Annotated in this window: 23 protein-coding genes and 2 pseudogenes; 13 read left to right on the forward strand and 12 right to left on the reverse strand. The window is 70.9% G+C overall.

Features of this window, described 5'->3' with window-relative positions; translation table 11 throughout:
* From ABZS54_RS05760 to ABZS54_RS05770, 3 genes and pseudogenes are all read right to left on the reverse strand, one after another.
* Window positions 1-790: pseudogene (locus ABZS54_RS05760) on the reverse strand (hypothetical protein); the annotation flags it as partial.
* A gap of 43 nt (window positions 791-833) precedes the next feature.
* On the reverse strand, window positions 834-1,952 hold the full coding sequence (locus ABZS54_RS05765; RefSeq protein ID WP_355531437.1) for a hypothetical protein: 1,119 nt from the start codon (window positions 1,950-1,952) through the stop codon (window positions 834-836).
* On the reverse strand, window positions 1,949-3,976 hold the full coding sequence (locus tag ABZS54_RS05770) for a dynamin family protein (RefSeq protein ID WP_355531439.1): 2,028 nt from the start codon (window positions 3,974-3,976) through the stop codon (window positions 1,949-1,951). Before ABZS54_RS05770 ends, ABZS54_RS05765 begins: the two co-directional genes overlap by 4 nt.
* A gap of 315 nt (window positions 3,977-4,291) precedes the next feature.
* On the opposite strand from ABZS54_RS05770, the gene ABZS54_RS05775 reads away from it, so the two are divergent.
* Window positions 4,292-5,185, forward strand: a complete 894-nt coding sequence (locus tag ABZS54_RS05775) for a phenylalanine 4-monooxygenase (RefSeq protein ID WP_355531441.1) — start codon at window positions 4,292-4,294, stop codon at window positions 5,183-5,185.
* A 120-nt stretch (window positions 5,186-5,305) separates the two neighbouring features.
* A pseudogene (locus ABZS54_RS05780) lies at window positions 5,306-5,470 on the forward strand (Uma2 family endonuclease); the annotation flags it as partial.
* Between the two features lie 63 nt (window positions 5,471-5,533).
* On the opposite strand, the gene ABZS54_RS05785 reads toward ABZS54_RS05780, so the two are convergent.
* The 8 genes from ABZS54_RS05785 to ABZS54_RS05820 form a co-directional block, all read right to left on the reverse strand.
* Complete coding sequence (locus ABZS54_RS05785; protein ID WP_355531443.1) at window positions 5,534-6,739, reverse strand: WD40 repeat domain-containing protein; 1,206 nt, start codon at window positions 6,737-6,739, stop codon at window positions 5,534-5,536.
* Window positions 6,740-6,871: 132 nt separating this feature from the next.
* The gene (locus ABZS54_RS05790) at window positions 6,872-8,695 is read right to left on the reverse strand and encodes an ABC transporter ATP-binding protein (protein ID WP_355531445.1); all 1,824 of its coding nucleotides are present in this window, start codon (window positions 8,693-8,695) and stop codon (window positions 6,872-6,874) included.
* Entirely contained in the window at window positions 8,692-9,564 is an 873-nt protein-coding gene (locus ABZS54_RS05795) for an ABC transporter permease (protein WP_355531447.1), read from the reverse strand. The genes ABZS54_RS05790 and ABZS54_RS05795 overlap by 4 nt, the downstream gene beginning before the upstream one ends.
* Window positions 9,561-10,505, reverse strand: coding sequence for an ABC transporter permease (locus ABZS54_RS05800; protein WP_355531449.1), 945 nt, complete (start codon window positions 10,503-10,505; stop codon window positions 9,561-9,563). The genes ABZS54_RS05795 and ABZS54_RS05800 overlap by 4 nt, the downstream gene beginning before the upstream one ends.
* 3 nt (window positions 10,506-10,508) lie before the next feature.
* The gene (locus ABZS54_RS05805; RefSeq protein ID WP_355531451.1) at window positions 10,509-12,095 is read right to left on the reverse strand and encodes an ABC transporter substrate-binding protein; all 1,587 of its coding nucleotides are present in this window, start codon (window positions 12,093-12,095) and stop codon (window positions 10,509-10,511) included.
* 248 nt (window positions 12,096-12,343) lie between these two features.
* Window positions 12,344-12,436 (reverse strand): putative leader peptide, encoded by a 93-nt coding sequence (locus tag ABZS54_RS05810; protein WP_355531453.1) that lies wholly within the window; start codon window positions 12,434-12,436, stop codon window positions 12,344-12,346.
* Between the two features lie 56 nt (window positions 12,437-12,492).
* Complete coding sequence (locus ABZS54_RS05815) at window positions 12,493-13,323, reverse strand: DUF3097 domain-containing protein (protein WP_355531455.1); 831 nt, start codon at window positions 13,321-13,323, stop codon at window positions 12,493-12,495.
* Window positions 13,324-13,352: 29 nt separating this feature from the next.
* Window positions 13,353-14,108 carry an MBL fold metallo-hydrolase gene (locus ABZS54_RS05820; RefSeq protein WP_355531457.1) on the reverse strand — a complete coding sequence of 252 codons (756 nt, stop codon included), beginning with the start codon at window positions 14,106-14,108 and terminating at the stop codon, window positions 13,353-13,355.
* Between the two features lie 150 nt (window positions 14,109-14,258).
* Between ABZS54_RS05820 and hrcA the strand changes: the two genes are divergently transcribed.
* From hrcA to era, 11 genes are all read left to right on the forward strand, one after another.
* Window positions 14,259-15,275, forward strand: coding sequence for a heat-inducible transcriptional repressor HrcA (gene hrcA / locus ABZS54_RS05825; protein WP_026218791.1), 1,017 nt, complete (start codon window positions 14,259-14,261; stop codon window positions 15,273-15,275).
* Between the two features lie 2 nt (window positions 15,276-15,277).
* The gene (gene dnaJ, locus ABZS54_RS05830; protein WP_355531459.1) at window positions 15,278-16,408 is read left to right on the forward strand and encodes a molecular chaperone DnaJ; all 1,131 of its coding nucleotides are present in this window, start codon (window positions 15,278-15,280) and stop codon (window positions 16,406-16,408) included.
* 195 nt (window positions 16,409-16,603) lie between these two features.
* Window positions 16,604-17,671, forward strand: coding sequence for a nitronate monooxygenase (locus ABZS54_RS05835; RefSeq protein ID WP_355531461.1), 1,068 nt, complete (start codon window positions 16,604-16,606; stop codon window positions 17,669-17,671).
* Window positions 17,668-18,408: a 16S rRNA (uracil(1498)-N(3))-methyltransferase gene (locus tag ABZS54_RS05840; RefSeq protein WP_355531463.1), complete on the forward strand. Its 741-nt coding sequence runs from the start codon at window positions 17,668-17,670 to the stop codon at window positions 18,406-18,408. The genes ABZS54_RS05835 and ABZS54_RS05840 overlap by 4 nt, the downstream gene beginning before the upstream one ends.
* A gap of 73 nt (window positions 18,409-18,481) precedes the next feature.
* On the forward strand, window positions 18,482-18,844 hold the full coding sequence (locus tag ABZS54_RS05845; RefSeq protein ID WP_355531465.1) for a histidine triad nucleotide-binding protein: 363 nt from the start codon (window positions 18,482-18,484) through the stop codon (window positions 18,842-18,844).
* Between the two features lie 7 nt (window positions 18,845-18,851).
* Window positions 18,852-19,763 carry a ribonuclease Z gene (locus tag ABZS54_RS05850; RefSeq protein WP_355531467.1) on the forward strand — a complete coding sequence of 304 codons (912 nt, stop codon included), beginning with the start codon at window positions 18,852-18,854 and terminating at the stop codon, window positions 19,761-19,763.
* A gap of 214 nt (window positions 19,764-19,977) precedes the next feature.
* On the forward strand, window positions 19,978-21,027 hold the full coding sequence (locus ABZS54_RS05855) for a PhoH family protein (protein WP_355531591.1): 1,050 nt from the start codon (window positions 19,978-19,980) through the stop codon (window positions 21,025-21,027).
* Between the two features lie 5 nt (window positions 21,028-21,032).
* Window positions 21,033-21,506, forward strand: a complete 474-nt coding sequence (gene ybeY, locus ABZS54_RS05860) for an rRNA maturation RNase YbeY (protein ID WP_355531469.1) — start codon at window positions 21,033-21,035, stop codon at window positions 21,504-21,506.
* Between the two features lie 51 nt (window positions 21,507-21,557).
* The gene (locus ABZS54_RS05865; RefSeq protein WP_355531471.1) at window positions 21,558-22,886 is read left to right on the forward strand and encodes a hemolysin family protein; all 1,329 of its coding nucleotides are present in this window, start codon (window positions 21,558-21,560) and stop codon (window positions 22,884-22,886) included.
* Between the two features lie 98 nt (window positions 22,887-22,984).
* A complete protein-coding gene (locus ABZS54_RS05870) occupies window positions 22,985-23,359 on the forward strand; it encodes a cytidine deaminase (protein ID WP_355531473.1) in 375 nt (124 codons plus the stop codon).
* Between the two features lie 81 nt (window positions 23,360-23,440).
* Window positions 23,441-24,391, forward strand: coding sequence for a GTPase Era (gene era, locus ABZS54_RS05875; RefSeq protein WP_079026692.1), 951 nt, complete (start codon window positions 23,441-23,443; stop codon window positions 24,389-24,391).
* A 15-nt stretch (window positions 24,392-24,406) separates the two neighbouring features.
* Here era and ABZS54_RS05880 read toward each other — a convergent pair whose 3' ends face one another.
* Window positions 24,407-25,162, reverse strand: coding sequence for a hypothetical protein (locus tag ABZS54_RS05880; protein ID WP_355531476.1), 756 nt, complete (start codon window positions 25,160-25,162; stop codon window positions 24,407-24,409).
* Window positions 25,163-25,172 lie beyond the last annotated feature (10 nt).

Genomic DNA, 25,172 nt, shown 5'->3' on the forward strand with positions numbered 1-25,172 from the left:
GCACGGCGGGCGGCGGCGAGGCCGGTGCCGGCGACCCACCCGCGCCGGACGGGCCGCCCGCGAGGCGACCCGCCCAACCCGGGTTCGGCCCCGGAACAGCCGAAACGTCGCCCGCCGGGTGCGGACCCGGAGCCGGGGCCTGCCTCCGGTCCGCCGTCTGCCCCGACGGGCCGGGTCGGCCGGTGGGCGAGTCGCCCGAGTCGCGGCGCGAAGCCGCCTCACGCGGCGCACCGGCGCGCAGCCACGAGGCCGTGCTCGGCACGAGGCGGTGGTAGGCGGCCACCGCACCACTGGGCATCACCCGCGCGTAGAGCCCGGCGAGGATCTTCGGGCCGCCCTTCGCGTCCGCTTCGGGGTCGGCCAGGAAGCGGCCGAGCGACTGGAAGAAGCGGGCCCGCTCGGCCAGCGCCTCCGGCTGCATGGACAGCGACCAGGCGGCCTCGTCACCGCTCGTGCTCTCGATCGACTTGGCGACCTCGGGCAGCTCGGTCAGCTTCACGTGCCGCAGCACGTCCTCGGACGGCCAGGCCCACTGGACCGCGCCCCACACGGGGTTGATCGGCAGTTCGCGGCGGCCCGGGGTGGCCTTGCCGACCCCGATCAGGCTCCACAATGTCCAGCCGTTCGCGGTCCGTTCGGGCACCGGCGGCAGCGCCACCGACTCCATGGTGACCCAGCCGCGCAGCTCGTCGCTGCGGTGGATTCCGCTCAACAGGCCGGCGACGCCCGGGCGTCGCCGCGGCTGTACCTGTGCGGCCTGGCGCAGCACGTGTTCACGATCGAACGACATGTGTTGTCCCTACTCCCATCGAATCCGTTGTGGTGTCGAACGATCAGGCGTGCGTCGGGTGGGCGACGATCATCGTGGTGTCCCGGTCCTGCCACGCGTTGACGAAGTCCGCCAGCGGAATCGGCTCGGTCTGGCCGAACGGCGCACCCGGGTCGTTGAGCAGGACATAGACCGAGCCGTCGGGCTGGGTGTCGATGCCGGTGACCCACACGGCGTGTCCCATCGTGGGGTCCTGCTCCATCGGCGCACCGGTGGCCGGGTCGTGCATCGGGGACCAGATCTCCTGCGCGTCCAGCGCGACGATGACCTGGTCGCCCTTCTCCAGCGCGTCGAGCATCTGCCGCATGTCGGCGCCCGGCACCATGTCGGTGTCCACACCGTGCATCTCGAGCAGCTTGCCGATGTCGTCGGTTCTGGTGCCGTTCTCGGGGTCGTAGATGCCGGCCTGCTGGGCCTCGGTCATCAGCGCGTTCTCGTCCAGCGGCACGCCGGTGAGCTTCTCCAGGATCATCCCCTGGGAGACCACCGCGCAGCTGGTCGGGCTGACCTGCTGCTGCCAGTACTGCGCGTCGCCGACCGGGTCCCCGAAGCCGTCGAACTGCGCCGGCGTCCAGTTGTCCGGCGCGTGGTACTCCCAGTTGCCCTGATCGTCGGGGACCGCGCCCCACGCGGCGGGGACGCCGGGCTCGGTGTTGCCCGTGCCCGGGTAGCTCGCCGGGTCCGCGTACGGGTCGTTGCCCTGCGGCTCGGCGTACGGGTCCGTGCCGTACGGGTCGCCGTAGGGGTCCGCGTACGGGTCGCCGTAAGGATCGCCGTACGGGTCGTTCGCGACCTGGTCGTCGTACCACTGCTGACTGGGCGTGGCGACGGGCTCGTTGTTGTCGTTGGGGTCGAACATGTGCGGGTCGTACGCGTCGATCCTGCCGTCGCCGTCGCTGTCCGCGTGGAACGGGTCGTAGTTCGGGTCGTTGAGCGGATCGAAGTTCGGGTCCGTGTACGGCAGAGTGGAGTTGGGGTAGGTACCGCCATTGCTCTCGCCGCCCGCGTCGGTCTCCCACAGTGGTGCCGCCCCGACAGTGCCCCCGTCGGCGGTGTCCAGCGTGTCGATGGTGTCGTCGGAGACCATCGCGAACAGGTCGTCGTCGTGCGTGTAGTCGCTCATCTGCCGAATTCCCCCCGGCGTGTGAGGCGCTCGCGCTGGTTGTTCACCGTGTCGCGGCGCCGTTCCGTCTGCCTGTCCGCGTCCTGCAACAGGCTTCTGCGAGCCGCGAGGATATCCTCACGGCGGTGATGCTCGGCCACCAGTTCGGCGACCGTCGCCTCGTACCTGGCCCGGTAGCGGTCCACGTGTTGTGAGACGTCCAGCGAATAGTGCGTCGTGGCCGTGCCGACGGCTTCGTCGATCTGTCGGGACAAACCGTCGGCGACGGTTCGCAGTGTCTGATGCATTTCGGCGCGTGCGCGGTTCCGCAGAGCCGTCATGTCAGTGGATGAGAGTGAATCGGCAACTTTGGCCATGAATCCGCCGAAGCCGGCCCGGCCGGAGGGTGCCCCCGGGTCGCCGTTTCTGGCGCCGCCGAACCACTGGTCCAGCGCACCACCGATGCGCGCGCCGGGGGTTCGCGGGGTGGTCGGGTCGAGTCGCACGGCGCGGATCTGTTGGGTGACCCCGGTGACCGAGTCCTGATAGGCGCGCATCGCCGCGTCCGCGAGTTGATGCCCGGTCAGCACGGTGACCCGGTCCGGGCCGGTCGGGCGGTGGATCGCGCCGAGCTTGCGGTACGCCGCTTCGAACGCGGTGTCCGCAGCCGCCCGTGCGCTCTCGGCGGCGGTGGCCAGCGCGCCGGTGACGGCCTGCTGCACGATGTCGCCGATCCGGGGCAGGCCCTGCCGGATCAGTTCGGGCGCGCGGACCGCGATCACCGCGCGCAGTTCGTCCGGAGTCTCCGCGCCGTCCAGCGCGTGGTCGATCTCGGCCTGGGTGTAGCGCCACCACTGCGGGGCCATGCCGCCGACCGCCTGTTGGGCGCGCTGGGCGCCGGCGCCCAGCAGACGCGCGGTCTCGCCGTGTTGGGCTCGGACGAATGCGGCCATGTCGGCGATCCGGGCGCCCGCGAGTTCGGCCTCCTCGGCGTCCAGTCGCTGCTCGGCGAAGGTCACCTCGCGGCGCAGTTCGTCGAGCAGGTCCTCCAGCAGTCGCAGCAGGTGGTCGGATACCGCGACGATGCGTTGACGCTGCATCAGGTCCCGGAGTCGGGCCAGAGTGCGCGGGAACTCCTCGGCCCAGTAGGCCTGTTCCGGTCCGCGCAACGGGCGTCCGGAGGCGAGCCGGACCACCGGTTCGGCGGCGACCGGCTCGACCACCGGGTCGGCCACGCCCAGCATCCGGGCGAACCGCTGCCGTACGTGCGCGAGCAGGTCCTCCCGTTCGTCCTCGTCGATGTGGTCCATCTTGGTGACCAGGACGATGCAGCGGCGCAGTTGCCCGGGGTCGAGCGCGTCGGTCAGGAACTCGGCCAGCGATACCGGCGAGGGCGACGTGGACGCGGTGAGCACCGCCGCGACGTCGGCCATGTCGCGCATCACCGTGCGAGTGATCTCGGTGTGTCCGACCCGGGCGTTGGTACCGGGTGTGTCGATGATCACCAACCCGTCGCGCAGTGCGTCGGCGGGGTGGCGGACCTCCAGGCTCTGTACGAGCGGCGCGATCGTGTCGTCGGCGGTGAGCAGCCGCAAAATGCCGGCCGTGTCGTCGGGAACGGCCGCGTGCGGGGCGAGATGCGCGAGCATCCGGCCGAGCGGACTGGCCGCGCCGGTGTACCGCCCGGAGGGGTAGACGTAGCGGATCCCGTCGCCGTTGAAGCGCACCTCGACGGCGAACTCGTCACCGTATGTGATCCTGGTCGCGGCGCCCGTGGTGGGCAGCGCCGAGGTGGGCAGCAGGTCCTCGGTCAGGAGTGCGTTGATGAACGTGCTCTTGCCGGCCGAGAATTCGCCGATCACGGCGAGGTAGTACCGGTCGTCGCGCAGTCGCGTCTCGATCTCGCGGATGCGTTCGGTCAGCTGTGTCAGTCGCTCCTGGTCGCCGACGATGCGGCGGACCATGGCGAGTGCGAAGTCGAGGTGGTCGGACGTCTCGGTGAGCGCCTCGACCACATCGCGTCGTTTCGAACGATCCCCGGCCATGCCGCGAGAATCCACCACCGCGCCCCCTCCCGACGGTGCCCTCCCCGATGTACGGGCGATCCTGTCACGCGGGCGCGAATCCCGTCTCGGTGCATTCGCATGCCGGCCGGGCCGATCGGTGCAACCGCTGTGGCTCTTGTGAGACGGCCGTCGGAATGGTGCGATATAGGCGCCGAGGCGACCCCTCGCACCTGATCCACGCCGTCGTCCCATCCGACCTGATCGGTTCGAATGGTATGTATTCGGCGCATACTGGTTGCGTGTGGGTGCCTCGGCTCGTCCGGCGAGTCGATTCCGATGCGATCAGGAGATGGCATGTTCGAGGAGGCCCAGTATCTGGCCCCGGTCACCCGTAGGGCCGATGGCGGAGTCGAGGTCGAGCTGTCCCGCAGCCACCCGGGGTTCGCGGACGCGGTGTACCGCGAGCGCCGGAATCGGATCGCGGAGCTGGCCCTGGACCACCGGCGCGGCGATCCGATCCCGGAGGTCGAGTACACCGATGAGGAGCACGAGGTCTGGCGCCTCGTCTCGCACGAGTTGTCCGTCTCGCACGCGGAGTACGCGGTCTCGGACTACCTGGAGGGCACCGCGCGGCTGAAACTGCCGAGCGACCGGATCCCCCAGTTGGAGGAGGTCAGCGGCGCGCTGGAACCGCTCACCGGCTTCCGTTACCTGCCGGCGGCCGGCCTGGTCCCGCTGCGCGACTTCTACGGATCGCTGGCCGACTCGTACTTCCACTCCACGCAGTACATCCGTCACCACAGCGTGCCGCTGTACACGCCCGAGCCGGATGTCGTCCACGAGGTGATCGGGCACGCCAACATGCTCGCCTCGGACCGGTTCGCCGCGTTGTACCGGGTGGCCGGTGAGGCGGCCCGTCGGGTGGAGAGTCGCGAGGCCTTGGAATTCGTCTCGAAGGTCTTCTGGTTCACCCTGGAATTCGGCGTCATGCACGAGGCCGGCGCGCTCAAGGCCTACGGCGCGGGCATCCTGTCGTCCTACGGCGAGATCCGCGAGTTCCGCACGGTCGACATCCGCGACCTGGACCTGGTGGCCATGGGCACGATGCAGTACGACATCACCCACTACCAGGACATCCTGTACGCGGCCCGCTCGATGACCCATCTGGAGGACGTCGTCGGCGCCTTCTGGACCACGTGCACCGACGACTCGATCGCCGCCCTGACGGCCTCGGCGAAGACCCCGTAGGTCCCTCCTCCGTAGTCGTTCACTCGGGCGGGTGATCGGACGCCGAACACCCGGTCTCCCGCCCGAGTGGCTCTCTACTCGCCTTGGTCCCGGAGGTTACTCTCGCAGCGCGTCGACATCGACCGTGAACAAAAGCGGCGCGCCTATGCCCGCAGTGCCATCCCGCTGTATTTGTTGGTGGATCGAGAGCAGGGCAAGGTGACGCTCTTCTCGTCGCCCAAGGGCGACGACTACCCGGAGAGCTACACCGGCCCCTTCGGCAAGCAGATTGATCTGCCCGCCCCGTCCTCGACGACCTTGGACACGACCGGATTCGTCCGACGCTTGACGGCACTTCGGCCGGGTGCCTCACACCCGCCGGACGAACACCCGGCCGAAGTCCCCGCCCGTGGCCAAGAGGGTGCCGTCGGCGGAGAAGGCCAGGCGGCGGATGCGTTGGTCGTCGTGGCCGGGGAGCGGCTCGCCGGCCGCCTGGCGCAGGTTCGCGTCGTACACGTGCAGCGCGCCCGTGCGGTGGCCGCCCACCGCGATTCGTCGGCCGTCCGGTGAATAGGCCCACGCGTAACACGGGGCCCAGCCGTTCGGGTGGTGCGGGTTGGTGAAGTGCCAGGCCGGCTCGCCGGTGTCGATCGAGAGCGCGAACGGCCCGTGCACCCGACCCCGGTTGACCAGAAGCAGGGTCTCGCTCGGATCGAAGCCGAGGCCGCCGGTCTCCCACTCGAGCGGCACCCGCGCGGTCGGGCGGCCGGTCTCCACGTCCCACACCTCGACCTCGTTGGTCGGATCGTCGGTCGCGTCCCGGTGCCCGTAGACCAGTCCGCGACTGACCCGCCACACCGCCAACAACCGGCCCGAGGGAGACAGCGCGGCGCCCCGGCACTCGGTGGCCGGCGACCCCGTGGACACCTCACACACCTGCGTACCGGCCGCGTCCAGGACACGAACCCGGTCGCCGGCGTCGAAGACCACGAGCCGTTGGCGGGCCGCGTCCCAGGACGGCTGCACGGTGTGCGGGTTGAACAGCGCGTCCTCGAACTGCCGGTAACAGGCCAGTTGTTCCTCGCGCAGTGTGGTCAGGTCGAGCCGCCGCGTGGCGCCGCCGACCGTGTAGACCACGGCCGACCCGGTCGCGTCGAACAGCACGCTGTCGATGCCGGTCAGCCGCTCGGCCGTCGGCACCGCGTGCACCGTGCGCCGGATCCCGGTGGCCACGTCCACCAGGCGGATCGCGCCGTCGTAGGCGATCAGCACGGTGTGCCCGTCCGGATGCAGGTCCATCGCGCGCGACGAGGTCTTGCCCGGTGGCATGAACTCCAGCACCACCTGATCCTCGGCCCCGCCCAGCCGGACGAACCCGGATCGCAGCGCCTTGACCACCTCCCGGCGCAGCGCGACCTCCGCGGCGGCCGGATCCGCGAACTCCTTTCGCGTCTCCCGAACGGCCCCGTTCCCCGACCACGCGGCCCGGACGAACTCGGCGCCGGCCACGGCGAACTTCCGATACTTGGGTCCCACGGAATCCGGCAGGGTGAGGGTGATCTGCTCGTGTCGCATCCGTGCACGATAGCCAGTGCGGCGGTGTGCCGGCCGGTCCCGGAGCGGGAGTGGTCGGCACACCGGCCGGCCGGCGGAAGTCCTCGTACGGATTCCGGTGTCGCGCGTCGGGGACGGACATGTGACGTTCCTTCAGGCTGACTCGGCCGCACGCACGGCGGCCGGAACGGGGGAGGGGACGGCGGCGAGCAGGGCCTTCGTATAGGGGTCCTGCGGATGCGCGACCAGATCGTCGGCCGGACCGGTCTCCACCACACGGCCCTCGCGCAGCACCACGATCCGGTGGCTGATCGAGCGCACCACGGCGAGGTCGTGTGCGATGAACAGCAGTGCCAGGCCCAGTTCGGCCTGGAGTTCGGCGAGCAGGTTGACCACCTGGGCCTGCACCGAGACGTCCAGCGCGGATACCGCCTCGTCGCAGATCAGCACCGAGGGCGCGGGTGCCAACGCCCGGGCGATACCGATTCGTTGCCGCTGCCCACCGGAGAAGTCGCGGGGAAAGCGGGAGGCGACGGCCGGATCCAGACCGACGCGCTCCAGCAGCTCCAGGACCCGCGCCCGGCGTTCCAACGGTGTGCCGATGTGTTGGGCGTGCAGCGGGTCGGCGACGATGTCGCCGACCGTCATCCTGGGGTTGAGCGAGGCATACGGGTCCTGGAAGACCATCTGCACCTCGCGGGCGAGCCGGCCCTTGCCGGCCACCCGGATCACGCCGCGATCGGGTTTGTGGATGCCGACGATCGCCCGGGCCAGGGTGGACTTGCCCGAGCCCGACTCGCCGACGATGCCGAGCGTCTCGCCCGGATACAGAACCAGGTCCACGTCCGTCAGCGCCGCCACCGCCGGCCGCCCCCGGGAACGGAACGTCTTGGACACGCCGCTCACTTCGAGTACCGGCGAGGTCGGATCCGGCGCCCTGCGCGCGATCGGTTCGGGCGCGTGAGCCGGCGCCTCGGTCGGCGGCACCCAGCACGCGGTCCGCACGGCGTCGGTGACCGGGACCAGGTCCGGCTGCTCGGTTCGGCACCGGTCGACGGCCGCCGCGCACCGGTCCGCGAACGCGCAGCCGAGCACCGGCAGGGCCAGGTCCGGTGGTGTGCCGGGGATGCCCGCGAGCCGGGTGCCCGAGGGGGTGTCCAGGCGCGGCACCGCACGCAACAGCCCGGCAGTGTACGGGTGTCGGGGCGCGGTGAGCACCTCGGCGACCGGCCCCTGTTCGACCACTCGGCCGCCGTACATCACCGCGACCCGGTCGCAGCGCTCGGCGACCACGCCCATGTTGTGCGTGATCAGCAGCACGGCGGTGCCCAGTTCGCGGCGCAGCGTGTCCAGCAACTCCAGGATCTGCGCCTGCACGGTCGGATCCAGCGCGGTGGTCGGCTCGTCCGCGATCAGCACGTCGGGCCGGTTGGCCAGGGCCAGCGCGATCATCACCCGCTGACGCATGCCGCCGGAGAACTGGTGCGGGTAGCCGCGCAACCGCGCGCCCGGGATGCCGACCAGCTCCGACAACTCGACCGAGCGGGCGTGACGCGCCCTGCGGTCGCCGAACCCGTGCGCGCGCAGCGCCTCGTCCAGTTGTCGGCGCACCGTCAGCAGCGGGTTCAGCGACGTCATCGGGTCCTGGAAGACCATGCCGATCCGCCGTCCGCGCACCCCGGTGAGCGCCGCCTCGGACGCCGCGACCAGGTCGGTGTCGCAGTCCAGCAGCACCGATCCGCCCGTGATCCGGCCCGTCTGCGGCAACATCCGGGCGAGCGCGAGCGCGGTCGTCGACTTGCCCGAGCCGGACTCGCCGACGATGCCGAGCATTTCGCCGGCGGCCAGGTCCAGATCCACGCCGCGCACCGCGTGCACCGGCCCGCGGGCCGAGTCGAACTCCACCCGCAGGTCGTGTGCCGCCAGCAGTGGGGTGGCGGCGCGGATTTCGGCGGGTTTGTCGATCGTGACGGTCATCGCCGGACCCCCTTGTTGAGTGCTTCCGCGAGCAGGTTCAGACCCAGCACGAACGCGCTGATCGCGACGAGCGGGCCGATGGCGTAGATCGGATGGTCCTGGAGGTGCATCACCGAGCTGCTGACGATCGAGCCGAGCGAGGGCTCCGGCGGGCGCACGCCGATCCCGATGAAGCTCATCGCGCCCTCGACGATCACCGCGATCGACAGCGATACCGCGATCTGCACGACCAGGGGGTCGGCCGCGTTGGGCAAAATGTGCCGGACCAGCAGGCGAACCCGCCCGGCGCCGCCGACCCGGGCCGCCAACGCGTATTCGCGCTCGCGGTGGGACAGGATCGCGCCGCGCAACATGCGGCCGAACCCGGGCGCCTCGACCACCGCGATCACCACGATCACCGTGGTCTTGCCGGCGCCCAGGATGGCGGTCACGGTCAGGCCCAGGATCAGCCCGGGGAATGCGAGCACCACGTCGAACAGGCGCTGGACGAGCACGTCGGCCCACCGCGACGTCACCGACACCAGCGCGAGCAGACAGCCCGCGAGCGCGCCCAGCGGTACCGCGCTCACCACCACGATCAGGTCGGTGCGGATCCCGAACAGCACCCGCGACCACAGGTCGCGGCCGATCTCGTCGGTGCCCAGCGGATGGTCCCCGCTCGGTCCCAGCAGTGCGTCCGAGGTCTGGAACGTGGGTGCGTACGAGGTCAACAGGGGCGCGGCCAGACCGAGCAGGACCACCAGGGCGACCACGCCCAGTCCGACGATGCCGCGCGGTGTGATCAGGCCCTGTATATAGGGGTTCCGAGGCCGCTTCGCGGGCGCGGCGACCACCGGCACCGCCCCGTCGGCGATCACTACGGCGGTCATCCCAGCCTCACCCTCGGGTCGAGCAGCGCGTAGGCGATGTCGGTCAGCAACTGGACGAGCACGTACACCCCGACGAGCAGCAGCAACAGCGTTTGCACCACCGGGTAGTCGCGCCGGGCGACGCCCTGTTCGGCGAGCTGGCCCAGGCCCGGCCAGGCGAACAGCGCCTCCACCACGACCGCGCCGCCCAGCAGCGCGCCGACCTGCATGCCGAGCACGGTCAGCACCGGCGGCAGCGCGTTCGGCAGGGCGTGTCGCCACAGGATCCGCCGGTGGGAGACACCCAGCGAGCGGGCGGTGCGCACGTAGTCCTCGCCGAGCGCCTGGAGCACACCGTCCTTGATGTAGCGGGCGATCACCGCGGAGCCGGGCAGCGCCAGGCACAGCGCGGGCAGCACCAGGTACTGCAATCCGATCACCGGGTCGGCCACGATCGACTCGTGTCCGCCCGGCGGCAGCAACCGCCAGGTCACCGCGAACAGCAGCACCAGCAGCACCCCGGTGACGAACACCGGCACGGTCAGCGACACCGAGTTGACCGCGCCCAGCAGTGCGCGCGGGATGCGGCCTCGGGCGGTGGCGCCGAGCACGCCCAGGATCGGGCCGAGCACCAGCATCAGCACCAGGGCGCCGACCGCGAGGGCGAGCGTGTTGCCGAACCGATCGCCGATCAGGTCGGTGATCTGCCCGCCGATCAGGTACGACCGGCCCGGGTCGCCGGAGAGCAGGTCGCCGATCCAGGAGAAGTACTGGGCCAGGAACGGCCGGTCGAGCCCGAGGTCGACGCGGATCGCGGCGATCGTGTCGGGAGAGGGGTCGGAGCCCGCGAGCGTGGTCGCCGGGTCGCCCGGGATCAGCCGCAGGATGGCGAAGATCGCGAACGAGGCGAGCACCAGGACGAGCAGCGCCGAGGGCAGTCGGCGCAGCAGATAACCGGTCATCGCTCAGCCCGCCAGATACGCGTCGTCGAGGACGGTCGCGTTGTAGCGGTTCTGCCGGACGTCACGCAGGTTCGCGGTGGCCGGCTGCACGTTGGTCAGCACAGCGAGGTCGATGATGAACTGCCGGTCCAGCAGCACCTGACTCAGTTCGGCGTAGGCGGCCTTGGCCGCGGCCGAGCGCGCGTCGGTCTGGTTCCAGGCCCGTTGCACGATCTCGGTGTACTGCGGGTCGGTGAACTTCGAGGTGTTCTTGGCCTCGTTGAACGGGTACGCGCTGACCGCGAGCGTGGCGGGCTGGTTGGACGCGAAGCCGTGGCTGCCGGTCCACAGGGCCGGCATCGTCTGTGCGATCAACTGGGCCTGGAACTTGGCCGGATCCAGCGGTTCGAGCGTGGTCTTGACGCCGACCTGGGCCAGGTCGAACTGCACCATCTGGGCCACCGCCGGGGCGGTGCTCAAAAACGCCAGCGGCAGGTCAAGACCGCCGCCGTGGCCCGCCTCGGCCAGCAGCGCCTTGGCCCTGGCCGGGTCGTACGGGTACCGATTCGCGTCCGCGTCGCTGTACACCGGCGAGGTCTTGGGCCACGGCGCGGCGGAGGGCAGCCCGTAGCCGCCCAGGGCCTGCTTGACGATCCGGTCCCGGTTGACCGCGAAGGACAACGCCTGGCGCACCCGCTTGTCGTCCAACGGCGCGAGCGAGGTGTTCACGCCGAGGTAGATGTTGCCCGAACCCTGGTCGTATTCATGCAGATTGAACGCCTTGTCGTCGCGCAGCGGCACGATGTCGCGCCCGCCGAGGCCGGCGGCGAGGTGGCTCTGACCGCTGCGCAGCGTGGCGATCAGCGCGTCCGGCTGCGGGACCACCCGGATCTCCACCGCGTCCAGGTAGGGCCGTTCGGGCACCCAGTACTTGGCGTTGCGTTCCAGGACCAGCGAGGTGCCCGGGGTCCAGTTCTTCCACACGAACGGGCCGGTGCCGACCACGTTCCTGCCGAGCACCGCGTCCTCGACCGATTCCTTGGCGGAGATCACCATGAACTCGAACAGGTCGAAGATGTTCGCCACGGGATGGGCGAGTTCGAGCGTGATGCGATGCGGCGAGGCGATGTCGAAGCCGGTGATCGCCAGCGCGGTGGCCCGCAACTGGGCGCTGCGCTGCGGGTTCTGCAGGTTCCGCACCGCGAACACCACGTCCTCGGCGGTGAACGGGCGACCGTTGTGGAAGGTGACGTCCTCGCGCAGGGTCAGCGTGATCGCCTTGCCGTCGGGCGCGATCTGCCAGGCGGTGGCCAATTCGGGTTGTGGATCGAGCCCGCCGGGGGCGTAGTGGGTCAGGGTGTTGAAGACCAGCCGATGGATGCTGAAGATCGAACCCTGGGTGAACAGCAGGGCGGGAGTCAGGTCGGCGAGGGTGGCGACCTTGAGCGTGCCGCCGCGCCTGGGTCTGTCCTGGGCCCCGGCCGGCACCGCCTTGTCCTGATCCACTGCCGAGCGGCATCCGGCGAGGCCGAGCAGGGCGGCACCCGCGCCGATTCCCTGGACGAGCCGGCGGCGGCTCAACGTGTCGGCGAAGGCGGGTGAAACAGACATTCGGGCTCCTGGAAGGCAGGCGTGCGCGCATGCCGAATCGCGACCGGATCGCACGCGAGCGGCATGGGGACGTGGCGAGAGAGACCGCAGGCGGACCCGGGCAGGGTCGGCCGTACACGGTCGGGTGCGACGGTGGTCGGTCGAAAGGGTGAGCGCGGCGCGGAGCGGGATCAGGCGCGCACGGGCGCACCGATCGTGTGGGTCACGCGCGGTTCGGGGGTGGTCCTACCGGGAGTGTGGAACTCCGGTCAGCGGACGGGCCGGACGGCACAGATCGCGCTCGCCTGTCGACGAAGGTCGACGTGGCGGCGCGTCACGAGGCTGACGTCACGGTGGTTCACGAAATGGAGAGTTGCAGCCGGCTGCGGCGGTGGTCAACGAACAACCCACCCGCGTCTCACATCTCGGACGGCGCTGTCACGAAATCGATCAGTTCCTCCACCTTTCCCAGCAGCGCAGGCTCCAGGTCGCGGTAGGAATCCACCGCCGCGAGGATCCGACGCCACGCGTTCGGCGGGTCCACCGGCCAGCCGAGCGCCGCGCAGACCCCTTCCTTCCACGGCACTTCGCGCGGTACGTCCGGCCACGCCGCGATGCCCAGCGACGCCGGCCGGACCGCCTGCCACACGTCGATATAGGGGTGTCCCACCACGAGCACGTGATCGCCGGTCACCTGCGCCGCGATCCGGCTCTCCTTCGCGCCGGGCACCAAGTGGTCCACCAGCACGCCCAGCCGCCGACCCGGGCCCGGCGCGAACTCGCGCACCACCGCGGGAAGATCGTCGACGCCTTCCAGATACTCCACGACCACGCCCTCGATCCGCAGGTCGTCGCCCCACACCCGCTCGACCAATTCGGCGTCGTGTCGACCCTCCACATAGATCCGGCCGGCCCGCGCCACCCTGGCCCGAGCGCCTCGGACCGCCACCGAACCCGACGCGGTCCGCCCGGGCGTGCGCGCGGGTCCCGGCGTACGCGGGCGGACCAGGGTGACGACCTCGCCGTCGATGGAGAACCCGCGCGGATCCAGCGGGAAGACCCGGAGCCGGCCGTGCCGATCCTCCAGCGTGACGGTGAACCCCTCGGGGGTTTTCTCCACCCGGACCACCGCGCCGCAGAAGCCGGTGGACACCTCCTCCACCACCAGATCGCGTTCGGCCTCGACCTCGGGGACGGGCTTGTCCTTCTTCCATCCCGGGATCAGCGACTCGGGTCCATAGCTGCGCATGGAGGTGACGCTAGCCGGGTGACGGTACGTCAGTCCGGTACGACGCGCCCGGCGGCGACCTCGGCCAGCCAGTGGTGCTGCCGGATCACGAACTCCTCGTCCACCACCGCGCCGTGACCGGGCAGCCAGACACTCGCGTCCAGTGCCCGCACCCGGGCCAGCGAATCGCTCCACTCGGCGGCGAAGGCGTCCGAGCCGAACACCGGCGGCCCGCTCTCCTCCACCATGTCGCCCGCGATCAGCACACCGCAGTCGGGCACGTGCACGACCACGTCGTGGTCGGTGTGTCCGCGACCCGGCGCGTACAGCACCACCTCGCGCCCGCCCAGGTCCACGGTCACCGGCTGCTCGCGGACCACCCGACGGGTCGGCGGCACGATCCGCGCGGCGTTCATCAGCTCCGGGTCGAAGCCGTGCGAGATGCCGCTCGCGCGACCGGCGTCGGCGTACCGCGCGAGATAGTCCGGCAGATCCGCGTGGCCCCAGATCTCCGCGTCGGGGAAGGCACGCAGCACCTCGGCGTTGCCGTAGCAGTGGTCGAAGTGACCGTGCGTGTTCACCACCGCGACCACCCGGTCGGGCAATCCGTGCGAGGGCAGCTCGCGGGCCAGTGAGGCGAGCAGGTCGGCGGCTTCGTGGTCGTGGGAACCGGTGTCCACGAGCAGGATCCCGTCGCGGCCCGTGACGACCGCCACATTCAGTTCCAAGCCGGGCAGCCGGCGGCGCAGGACGCCCGGTGCGATCGGCTCCCAGGTGGCGTGTTTCGGCTGTTCGGCGCGTAGCATGCGTCAACCTTGGCACGGACGCAGGGGTACGGTCCGGATCGGGTGACCCGTACACTGGCACTCGGCGGGACGGAGTGCCAACCAGTGGGACGAACCGCCGCCGACGGGACACGGCAACGGGCGGAAGAACGGGTCAGGGAGGTGCGCACCATGCTCGACGATCGCAAGCAGGACGTGCTGCGTGCCATCGTGCAGGACTATGTGGCGACCCAGGAGCCGGTGGGCTCCAAGGCGCTCGCGGACCGACACAACCTCGGGGTCTCCCCGGCCACCATTCGCAACGACATGGCCGCGCTGGAGGAGGAGGGCTACATCACGCAGCCCCACACCAGCGCCGGCCGCGTGCCCACGGACAAGGGCTACCGGCTGTTCGTCGACCGGCTCGCGGGCGTCAAACCGCTGTCGGGCGCCGAGCGCCGGGCGATCCAGACGTTCCTGGCCGGCGCGGTGGACCTGGACGACGTGGTGGGCCGGACGGTGCGGCTGCTGGCGCAGCTGACCCATCAGGTCGCCGTCGTGCAGTACCCCTCGCTGACCCGCTCGACGATCCGGCACGTCGAGTTGCTCACCCTCGCGCCCACACGCGTGATGCTCGTGCTGATCACCAGCACGGGTCGGGTCGAGCAGCGGGTGATGGACACGCCGGGCCCGGTCGGCGAGAACCTGCTCGCCGACGTCCGCGCCCGACTGAACAGCCGCATCACCGGCAAGCGGTTCGCCGATGTGCCGTTGTTGGTCCAGGATCTCGCCGAGCCGTTCACTGCCGAGGAACGGCCGATCGTGGCGGGCATCCTGGCCACCCTGCTCGACACCCTGGTCGAGCACAAGGAAGAAAAGGTCGTCCTGGCCGGGACGGCCAACCTGACCCGTTTCGGCATGGACTTCCCGAACACGATCCGCCCGGTCCTCGAAGCACTCGAGGAACACGTCGTGCTGCTGCGCCTGTTGGGCGAGGCGACCGACCCGGGGATGGTCGTGCGGATCGGACACGAGAACATGCACGAAGGACTGGCCGCGACCTCGGTGGTCGCCGTCGGATACGGCAGTGGGCAGGAAACGCTGGCGAAGCTCGGGGTGCTCGGGCCGACCCGAATGGACTACCCCGGAACGATGGGAGCGGTGCGCGCCGTGGCACGGTACGTCGGACAGATCCTCGCGGAGTCGTAGAGTTGGCTACCGATTACTACGAGGTCCTCGGGGTGCGGCGGGACGCCACCCCGGAGGAAATCAAGAAGGCCTTCCGCCGGCTCGCTCGGGAGCTGCACCCGGACGTCAATCCGGACCCGAAGACGCAAGACCGGTTCAAGGAGATCAACAACGCCTACGAGGTCCTCTCGGACCCGCAGAAGCGACAGATGTACGACCTCGGCGGCGACCCGCTGTCCTCCGGGGGCGGCGCGGGCGGTGGCTTCGGCCAGGCCGGCTTCGGCTTCAGCGACATCATGGACGCGTTCTTCGGCCAGGCCAGCCAGCGCGGACCGCGCTCGCGCACACGCCGCGGCCAGGACGCGATGATCCGGATCGAGATCACCCTCGAAGAGGCCGCGTTCGGCACCACCCGGGAGATCCAGGTGGACACCGCCGTCACGTGCAACACGTGCAACGGCGAGGGCGCCGCCCCCGGGACCTCGGCGCAGACCTGCGACATGTGTCGCGGGCGCGGCGAGGTCAGCCAGGTCACCAAGTCCTTCCTGGGCCAGGTCATGACGTCGCGGCCGTGTCCGCAGTGTCAGGGCTTCGGCACTGTGGTCCCGCACCCGTGTCCCGAGTGCGCGGGCGACGGCCGGATCCGCGCGCGGCGCACGCTCACCGTCAAGATCCCGGCGGGCGTGGACAGCGGCACCCGGATCCAGCTCGCGGGCGAGGGCGAGGTCGGCCCCGGCAGCGGCCCGGCCGGTGACCTGTACGTGGAGATCGTCGAGGTCCCGCACACCACCTTCCAGCGGCGCGGCGACGACCTGCACTGCACGGTCACCATCCCGATGACGGCGGCGTCGCTGGGCACCAAGGTGCCGTTGCAGACGCTGGACGGCACCGAGGAGATCGACATCCGCCCGGGCACCCAGTCGGGCCAGTCGATCCCGCTGCACGGACGCGGCATCACCCACCTGCGCGGCGGCGGCCGGGGCGACCTGATCGTGCACGTCGAGGTGCAGACGCCGAACAAGCTCGACGCCGAGCAGGAGGAGCTGCTGCGGCGGCTCGCCAAGCTGCGCGGCGAGGAACGGCCCTCCGGCCAGTTCACGCCTGGCCAGCAGGGCCTGTTCTCCCGGCTCAAGGACGCGTTCAACGGCCGCTGAACCCATGCGCGGCGCGCGCGAGTGTTCGGTGGGTGCGTCGTGCTGTCCCCGAGCGCCGGACGGGCTGATCTCAGCCCGTCCGGCGCTCGGGGACGAATCCACCGCGGACCTGTGACGCGAGTTCGGGCCGAAGACACGTCCTAGGCTTGGTCGGGTGACGCGAGCCGAGCCGTCTTCGAGCAAACGGGGAGCATGATGTCGACGACCACCGACCCCACCCGGCTGACCGCGCTGCCGATCGTGCAGGCGCCGATGGCCGGTGCGGCCGGCCCCGCCCTCGCGGCGGCGGTCACGCGCGCGGGCGGGCTCGGCTTCCTGGCCGCGGGGTATCGCTCGGCCGACGCGCTGGCCGCCGAGATCGACGAGCTGCGCGCGCTGATCGGCGACGCGCCGTTCGGGGTCAACGCCTTCATGCCGCACCCCGCGCCCACCCGGGCCCAGGACGAACTCACCCGCCGCTACGCGACCTCGCTGGCTCGGGCCGCCGCGCACTACGGCGGGCTCGTGGGCACGCCCGTGCCCGGCTCCGAACGCGACGAATGGGACGCCAAGCTCGCGCTGCTGCTCGCCCACCCGGTCCCGGTGGTGAGCTTCACCTTCGGCCTGCCCGACCCCGACGCGATCACCGCGCTGCGGGCCGCCGGCACGCTGACCGTGGCCACCGTCACCACGCCCGAGGAGGCCCGCGTCGCCGCCGACGCCGGGGTCCACGCGCTGTGCGTGCAGGGCGCCGAGGCCGGCGGCCACCAGGGCGGCTTCGCCAACCCCGACGCCCCCGCCCCGTACGGCCTGCTCACCTTGCTCACGCTGATCGCCGCCGAGACCGAACTGCCGCTGATCGCCGCCGGCGGCCTGATGACCGGCCGGCAGATCGAGGCGGTGCGGCTCGCCGGCGCGAGCGCAGCCCAACTGGGCACCGCCTTCCTGCGCTGCCCGGAAGGCATCGCGCCCGCCGCGCACAAGGCCGCGCTCGCCGATCCCGCCTTCGACCGCAGCGTGCTCACCCGCGCGTTCTCCGGCCGCTGGGCCAGGGGACTGCGCAACGGCTTCGTGGCCCGCCACGAGGCCGAGGCCCCCGGGGTCTACCCCTACGTCCATTACCTGGTCTCGCCGATCCGCAAGGCCGCCGCCGCGCGGGGCCAGGCCGACGGCTTGGCCCTGTGGGCCGGTCAGGGTTGGCGCCTCGCCCGTGAGGAGCCCGCCGCCGAGGTGATCAGCCGGCTCGTCGACGAGATGGCCGCCGCCCGAAAGGCAAGTGCTTGAGCGCCCCCGTCTTCCTCGTCCCCGGCGAGGCCATCCGGCACGGCAGCCAGGTCGTCCTGGACGGCGCCGAGGGCCGGCACGCCGTCACGGTGCGCCGCCTCGTCGCCGGTGAGCCGATCGTCCTGGCCGACGGCGCCGGACTGGCCGTGCACGGCACGGTCAACCGCACCGAGGGCAAGGACACGCTCTACGTCGACGTCGACTCGCGCACCGAGGAACCCGCCCCCGCACCCCGGATCGTGGTGGTCCAGGCACTGCCCAAGGGCGACCGCGGCGAACTCGCCGTGGAGACGATGACCGAGGTCGGCGTCGACGTGATCGTGCCCTGGGCCGCCGCCCGCTGCATCACCCAGTGGAAGGGCGAGCGCGGTGCGAAGGCGCTGGCCAAGTGGCGCTCGACCGCCCGCGAGGCGGGCAAGCAGGCCCGCCGGCTGCACCTGCCCGAGGTCACCGAGCAGATGAGTACACGTCAGGTCGCCGCACTGCTCGGCGACGCCGCGTTCGCGGGCGTCCTGCACGAGTCGGCCGACGCGCCGATCGCGACCGCCGCCACGCCGACCGAGGGCGACCTGGTCCTGGTGGTCGGCCCCGAAGGCGGGGTGTCGCCGGACGAACTGGCCGCGTTCGCCGCCGCCGGCGCGTGCGCGTACCGCCTGGGACCGACCGTGCTGCGCACCTCCACGGCCGGCGTCTCGGCCGCGTCCGTCCTGCTGGCCCGATCCGGCCGCTGGAGCTGACGCGTCGGGCGGTACACCTGACTACGATCGGGGGCGATTGCCCGTGATCGACTCGGACCCGATGGAGGCACCCATGGCTGCGGGGGAACCCCAGGCCGACTGCCTGTTCTGCAAGATCCTCGCCGGCGACGTCCCGGCCACGATCGTCCACGAGACCAAGGACGTGGTGGCCTTCCGGGACATCAACCCGCAGGCGCCCACGCACGTCCTGGTCATCCCTCGCGCGCACTACGCCAACGCGGGCGACTTGGGCGCCGAGGCGCCCGAACTGGCAGGTGTCCTGCTCGCCGAGGCGGCGGTTGTCGCGGCCGCGGAGGACCTTTCCGAGGCGGGCTACCGGATAGTTTTCAACACCGGCGCCGGCGCCGGCCAGACCGTGTTCCACGTGCACGCGCACCTGCTCGGCGGTCGCGGGCTGAGCTGGCCTCCCGGTTAGTCGTCGAGTGTCCACCAGGGAATTCGTCGTCCTCGGCACCGCGAGCCAGGCCCCGACGCGGCAGCGCAACCACAACGGCTACCTGCTGCGTTGGGACGGCGAAGGGTTGCTGTTCGACCCCGGGGAGGGCACCCAGCGGCAGATGTTGCACGCCGGGGTGGCCGCGCACGACATCACCAGGATCTGCGTCACGCACTTCCACGGTGACCACTGCCTCGGCCTCCCCGGCGTGATCCAACGGATGTCGCTGGACCGGGTCCCGCACCCGGTGACCGCGCACTACCCGGCGAGCGGACAGCGGTGGTTCGACCGACTGCACCACGCGACCGCCTTCCACGAGACCGCCGAGCTGATCGAGCACCCGCTGGCGGGAGAGCACGTCGAACTGCCCGCCGGGCCGTTCACGCTGGAGGCGCGCCGGCTCTCCCACCCGGTCGAGTCGTACGGCTACCGCGTGGTCGAGCCGGACGGCCGTCGGATGGTGCCCGAGCGGCTCGCCGCACACGGCATATGCGGCCCCGACGTGGGTCGGATCCAGCGCGAGGGCCGCGTCGGCGAGGTCACCCTCGAACAGGTCAGCACACCTCGACCCGGGCAGAAGTTCGCGTTCGTGATGGACACCCGGATGTGTCCGGGCGCGGTCGAGCTCGCGCGCGACGTGGACCTGCTCGTGTGCGAGTCCACGTTCGCCGACGCCGACGCCGCCCTCGCCCGTGAGGTCGGCCACCTCACCGCGCGCGAGGCGGCCGGGATCGCCGCCGAGGCGGGAGCGCGCCGGCTGGTGCTGACCCACTTCTCGCAGCGCTACACCGACGTGGCACCGCTCCTGGAGCAGGCTCGGGAGGTTTTCCCGGACACCCTCGCGGCGCACGACCTGGATCGGATCCAGGTCCCCGGACGGCGGCAGGTGCCGGAATAATCCCCGGGTCCGCCGGGTCCGGAGAGTTACCATTGAGCGATATCGAACCACTTCCCGAGCACGGAAATGAGGCGTGATCAGGCCGCCAAGGCCGCCCATGGCTCCCACGACGAACGCGCGAGGCGCGAGTCCCGAGAACACCGCGCGCGCGAGCACGCACGACACTCCGACCGCGCAGGCCCAGGCGAAGATCACGATCCCCGCCAAGCACCCCATGGTGGCGCTCCTCGGTTCCGGCGACTCGTTCCTGCGAGTGGTCGAGCAGGGGTTCCCCGACGCCGACATCCACGTCCGAGGCAACGAGGTCACCGTCTCCGGCACCGAGGCCGACGTGGCCTTGGTTCGCAGGCTGTTCGACGAACTCCTGGTGATCGTGCGCACCGGCCAGCCGCTCAACGAGGAGGCGGTCGAGCGCTCGGTGGCGATGGTCCGCTCCAACGACGGGCACGGGCCCGCCGAGGTGATGACCCTCAACATCCTGTCCAACCGCGGCCGCACGATCCGTCCCAAGACGCTCAACCAGAAGAGCTACGTGGACGCGATCGACGAACACACCATCGTGTTCGGCCTCGGCCCGGCGGGCACCGGCAAGACCTACCTGGCGATGGCCAAGGCGGTCCAAGCCCTGCAGTCCAAGCAGGTCACCCGGATCATCCTGACCCGTCCGGCGGTCGAGGCGGGCGAGCGGCTCGGCTTCCTGCCCGGCACGCTCTACGAGAAGATCGACCCGTACCTGCGCCCGCTCTACGACGCGCTGCACGACATGATCGACCCCGACTCGATCCCGCGCCTGATGGCCGCCGGCACCATCGAGGTGGCCCCACTCGCATATATGCGCGGCCGTACGTTGAATGACGCGTTCATCATTCTCGACGAGGCGCAGAACACCTCGGCCGAGCAGATGAAGATGTTCCTGACCCGGTTGGGCTTCGGCTCGCGCATGGTGGTCACCGGCGACACGACCCAGGTCGACCTGCCCGGCGGCACCCAGTCGGGGCTGCGGGTGGTGCAGGAGATCCTGCGTGGCGTGGACGACATCGCGTTTTGCAGCCTCACCAGCGAGGATGTGGTCCGACACAAGCTCGTCGGCCGGATCGTGGACGCGTACGCGCGCTACGACATCCAAGTCGACGCCGACGCTCACGCGAACGGCAACACCGGCAACGGTGACGTGCCCAGGTCGCGCGGGCGGCGGCCGGCCGAGAAGAACGGTCGGGGCAAGCACACCGTGAACATGCAAACAGTGGAACGGGAAGTGAACTGAAGGCCATGTCCATCGACATCGCCAACGAGTCCGGCACGGGGGTGGACGAACACGCGATCGTGGACGTCGCCCGGTGGTCGCTGGACCGTATGCGCATCCATCCACTGGCGGAACTGTCCGTGGTCATCGTGGACGAACCCGCGATGGAACAACTGCACATCCAATGGATGGACCTGCCCGGTCCGACCGACGTGATGTCCTTCCCGATGGACGAACTGCGTCCCGGCAAGGCCGACGAGGACCCCCCGCAGGGGCTGCTCGGCGACGTCGTGCTGTGTCCGACCGTGGCGCAGCGCCAAGGCGCGGCGGCCGGCCACTCCATGGACGACGAACTGCACCTGCTCACCGTGCACGGCGTGTTGCACCTGCTCGGCTACGACCACGCCGAGCCGGACGAGGAGCGCGAGATGTTCGCGCTCCAGAAGGAGTTGCTGGAATCCTGGCGGGAGGCCCGTCGCGCCGCGGGAGACCGCGGATGATCCCGCCACCGGATACATCCGCCCCGAGCCGGAACCGGCCTTGGGGCGGCAGTGCCCGCTGACAGCGTGCTGCAACTCGTGGTCGGTGCGATCGTTTTGGTCGTCGTGGCCGGCCTCTTCGCCTGTCTGGAGACCGCTCTCGCGCGGATCTCGCGGGTCCGCGCCGAGGAACTGGTCCGCGAGGGACGCCGGGGCGCCAAGCGCCTGTCGACGGTGGTCCAGGACCCCGCCCGATATCTCAACCTGGCCCTGCTGGTGCGGGTCGCCTGCGAGGTGTCGGCGGCCGTCCTGGTCACCGTCGTGTGTATGGAGGACTTCGCCGAGACCTGGCAGGCGGTGCTGGTCACCATCGGCATCATGGTCGTGGTGTCCTACGTCGCCGTCGGGGTGTCCCCGCGCACCGTCGGCCGCCAGCACCCGGTCAGTGTGGCCACCATCGGTGCACCCGTGCTGTTCGGACTCGCCCGTGTGCTCGGGCCGCTGCCGAAGCTGCTGATCCTGGTGGGCAATGCGCTCACGCCCGGCAAGGGCTTTCGGGAGGGGCCGTTCGCCTCCGAGGCCGAACTGCGCGCGTTCGTGGACCTGGCCGAGAAGGACTCGCTGATCGAGGACGACGAGCGCGAGATGTTGCACTCGGTGCTGCAACTGGGCGACACCATCGTGCGCGAGGTGATGGTGCCCCGCCCGGACATGGTCTTCATCGAACGGCACAAGACGCTGCGCCAGGCGATGTCGCTGGCGCTGCGCAGCGGTTACTCGCGGATCCCGGTGATCGGCGAGAACGAGGACGACGTGGTGGGCATCGTCTTCCTCAAGGACCTGGCCCGGCGCAGCACGATGGGCGATCCCGGCTGGGCCAAGGAGAGCGTCGACTCGATCATGCGCGCCGCGACCTTCGTGCCGGACAGCAAGCCGGCCGACGACCTGCTGCGCGAGATGCAGGCCGATCGCACACACATGGTCGTGGTGGTCGACGAGTACGGCGGCACCGCCGGGCTGGTCACCATCGAGGACATCCTGGAGGAGATCGTCGGCGAGATCACCGACGAGTACGACACCGAGACCGCGCCGGTGGAGCAACTGCCCGACGGCGCCTTCCGGGTCACCGCCAGGCTGCCCGTGGACGAGTTGGGCGAGCTGTTCGGCCTCGAACTCGACGACGAGGACGTGGAGACCGTCGGCGGTCTGCTCGCCAAGGCGCTCGGCCGAGTGCCCATCCCGGGCGCGACGGCCGTGGTCGAGGGCCTGCGGCTGATCGCGGAGAGCCCGTCGGGCCGGCGCAACCGGGTCGGCACGATCGTGGTCGGCCGGGTCGAAGAGGGCCGCGACGACCCGTCGCCCGCCGCGGACGCGCGTTCCGGAGCCGACCGCCATCGCTGACGGGCCCTCGGTTGGGCCGCCGCCTCGGGTGCGGGCCCGGCACGTCGGGGAGTTAGGGTGTGCCGGCACCCCGTACCGCGCCGAACAGGAGAGCCCCCGTGAGCGCCGAGACGCCCGAGTTCGTCGTCGACCCCGAGGACGCCAAGCTGGTCACCCTGGCCCGGGCCACCCGGGCCCGCAACGGGGCGAGTGAGGGTGCCGCCGTGCGCGACGAGACCGGACGCACCTACACGGCGTCCACGGTCGCGCTGCCCTCGCTGGAGTTGTCGGCGCTGCGCACGGCCGTCGCGATGGCGGTCGCGGGCGGCGCACGCGGTCTGGAGGCGGCGGCGATCGTCGGGGCCGCGGCTGCGACGACCGAGGCCGCGGTGACCGAGGCCGACCGGGCCGCGGTGCGCGATCTCGGCGGTGCCGGTACGCCGATCCTGTCGGCCGGCCCGGACGCGGTCGTGCGCGCCGTCGCGACCGTTTGAGACCCGGTCCGCACCGCCCGAGCACGGTTTCGGACGGCGGCCGCACCCGCGACGCAAGGAACGCTCGCTTCTTGAGCGACAATGTCACCCATGAGTGATCGCCCTAACCCCTCCGCGCCCGTCCACCGCTCGGGCTTCGCGTGCTTCGTGGGCCGCCCCAACGCCGGCAAGTCCACCCTGACGAACGCGCTGGTGGGCACGAAGGTGGCGATCACGTCGGGCCGCCCCCAGACCACCCGCCACACGGTGCGCGGCATCGTTCACCGGCCCGACGGCCAGCTCGTCCTGGTGGACACCCCCGGCCTGCACAAGCCGCGCACGCTGCTCGGCCAGCGGTTGAACGACCTGGTCCGGGCCACCTGGGCGGAGGTCGACGTGATCGGCTTCTGTATCCCGGCCGACCAGAAGGTCGGCCCCGGCGACCGGTTCATCGCGGCCGAACTGGCCGAGGCCAAGCGCACGCCCAAGGTCGCGATCGTGACCAAGACCGACCTGGTGGACCAGCAGACGCTGGTCCAGCAGCTGCTCGCGGTGCAGAAGATGGGCGAGGACGTCGGCATCGAGTGGGCCGAGATCATCCCGGTCTCCGCCGTCGGCGACAGCCAGGTGACCCTGGTCGCCGACCTGCTCGTGCCGCTGCTGCCGGCGGGCCCGCCGCTGTACCCGGATGGCGAGCTCACCGACGAGCCGGAGATGGTGATGGCCGCCGAGCTGATCCGCGAGGCCGCGCTGGAGGGTGTCCGGGACGAGCTTCCGCACTCGCTCGCGGTGGTCATCGAGGAGATGATCCCGCGCGAGGACCGTCCCGCGGACAAGCCGCTGCTCGACGTGCACGCGAACCTCTACGTGGAACGACCGAGCCAGAAGGCGATCGTGATCGGGCACAAGGGCGCGCGGCTCAAGGATGTGGGCACGCGCGCCCGCAAGCACATCGAGGCGCTGCTTGGGACGCCCGTTTACCTGGACCTTCACGTGAAGGTGGCCAAGGACTGGCAGCGCGACCCCAAGCAGCTGCGCAAGCTCGGGTTCTGAGGTGGAGCGGGTGGGTCAGCGGCCGTAGGGGCCGCTGGGCCGCCGGTTGTTCGCAATCAGCACGAACGCGGCTGCGGCGATGGCGATCACGGCACCGGCGAGCACCATCCACAGGCCGGCCTCGGCCTGGAGGGTAACCCCGTGCGAGTCGAGCAAGGCTTTGTACTCGTCCTTCTTGTCGCTCGGCACGTCGTCCTTCGCCATCGGTAGACGCACCTTGTCCGCGATGTTCCAGACGGCAAAGCCGAGAGCGACCAGCGCTGGGACCCCGGCTCCGGCGGCGACGAGCGCCTTGCGCGCGAAGACGCCGGCCCCGAACAAGACAACGGCGACGATGCCGGCCGCGAGGGTCCACTTGCCGTCGCCATCGAGGCCCTTGATCGTGTCGCCCTCGCCTTCGGCGCCGATCCAGGCCAGGCACGAGCCGATCGCTACGATCACCGCCCCGACCACGCCGGCGATCGCCCCCGGTGCGAACGGCGCCAACCCGCCGCCGCCCATGCCGCCTCCGCTCGGCGTGGGCGGCGGATATCCACCGGGCTGCTGCCCGTATCCGGGCTGCTGACCGTACGGGCTGGGCTGCTGCCCGTACCCGGCCGGCTGCTGTTGGCCGTACTGCGGGGGCTGCTGTCCGTACTGCTGGGGCGGCTGCTGCTGCCCGTGGCCGCCCTGTTGCGGCTGTCCGTAGCCCGGCCCGCCCTGCTGGGGGTATCCACCGGGCTGGCCCTGACCCGGCTGTGGTCCGTATGGGCCCTGATTGTCGTAGCTCATGGTCAGTGAG

The sequence above is a fragment of the Embleya sp. NPDC005575 genome, assembly GCF_040605455.1.
In the GTDB taxonomy this organism is placed as follows: Bacteria; Actinomycetota; Actinomycetes; order Streptomycetales; family Streptomycetaceae; genus Embleya.

Excerpts from the sequence above, each read along its gene's own strand:
- ABZS54_RS05765 (WP_355531437.1), bottom strand. The coding sequence starts at position 1,952 with ATGAGCGACTACACGCACGACGACGACCTGTTCGCGATGGTCTCCGAC.
- ABZS54_RS05770 (WP_355531439.1), bottom strand. The coding sequence starts at position 3,976 with ATGGCCGGGGATCGTTCGAAACGACGCGATGTGGTCGAGGCGCTCACC.
- ABZS54_RS05775 (WP_355531441.1), top strand. The coding sequence starts at position 4,292 with ATGTTCGAGGAGGCCCAGTATCTGGCCCCGGTCACCCGTAGGGCCGAT.
- ABZS54_RS05785 (WP_355531443.1), bottom strand. The coding sequence starts at position 6,739 with ATGCGACACGAGCAGATCACCCTCACCCTGCCGGATTCCGTGGGACCC.
- ABZS54_RS05790 (WP_355531445.1), bottom strand. The coding sequence starts at position 8,695 with ATGACCGTCACGATCGACAAACCCGCCGAAATCCGCGCCGCCACCCCA.
- ABZS54_RS05795 (WP_355531447.1), bottom strand. The coding sequence starts at position 9,564 with ATGACCGCCGTAGTGATCGCCGACGGGGCGGTGCCGGTGGTCGCCGCG.
- ABZS54_RS05800 (WP_355531449.1), bottom strand. The coding sequence starts at position 10,505 with ATGACCGGTTATCTGCTGCGCCGACTGCCCTCGGCGCTGCTCGTCCTG.
- ABZS54_RS05805 (WP_355531451.1), bottom strand. The coding sequence starts at position 12,095 with ATGTCTGTTTCACCCGCCTTCGCCGACACGTTGAGCCGCCGCCGGCTC.
- ABZS54_RS05815 (WP_355531455.1), bottom strand. The coding sequence starts at position 13,323 with ATGCGCAGCTATGGACCCGAGTCGCTGATCCCGGGATGGAAGAAGGAC.
- ABZS54_RS05820 (WP_355531457.1), bottom strand. The coding sequence starts at position 14,108 with ATGCTACGCGCCGAACAGCCGAAACACGCCACCTGGGAGCCGATCGCA.
- hrcA (WP_026218791.1), top strand. The coding sequence starts at position 14,259 with ATGCTCGACGATCGCAAGCAGGACGTGCTGCGTGCCATCGTGCAGGAC.
- ABZS54_RS05835 (WP_355531461.1), top strand. The coding sequence starts at position 16,604 with ATGTCGACGACCACCGACCCCACCCGGCTGACCGCGCTGCCGATCGTG.
- ABZS54_RS05845 (WP_355531465.1), top strand. The coding sequence starts at position 18,482 with ATGGCTGCGGGGGAACCCCAGGCCGACTGCCTGTTCTGCAAGATCCTC.
- ABZS54_RS05855 (WP_355531591.1), top strand. The coding sequence starts at position 19,978 with ATGGTGGCGCTCCTCGGTTCCGGCGACTCGTTCCTGCGAGTGGTCGAG.
- ybeY (WP_355531469.1), top strand. The coding sequence starts at position 21,033 with ATGTCCATCGACATCGCCAACGAGTCCGGCACGGGGGTGGACGAACAC.
- era (WP_079026692.1), top strand. The coding sequence starts at position 23,441 with ATGTCACCCATGAGTGATCGCCCTAACCCCTCCGCGCCCGTCCACCGC.
- ABZS54_RS05880 (WP_355531476.1), bottom strand. The coding sequence starts at position 25,162 with ATGAGCTACGACAATCAGGGCCCATACGGACCACAGCCGGGTCAGGGC.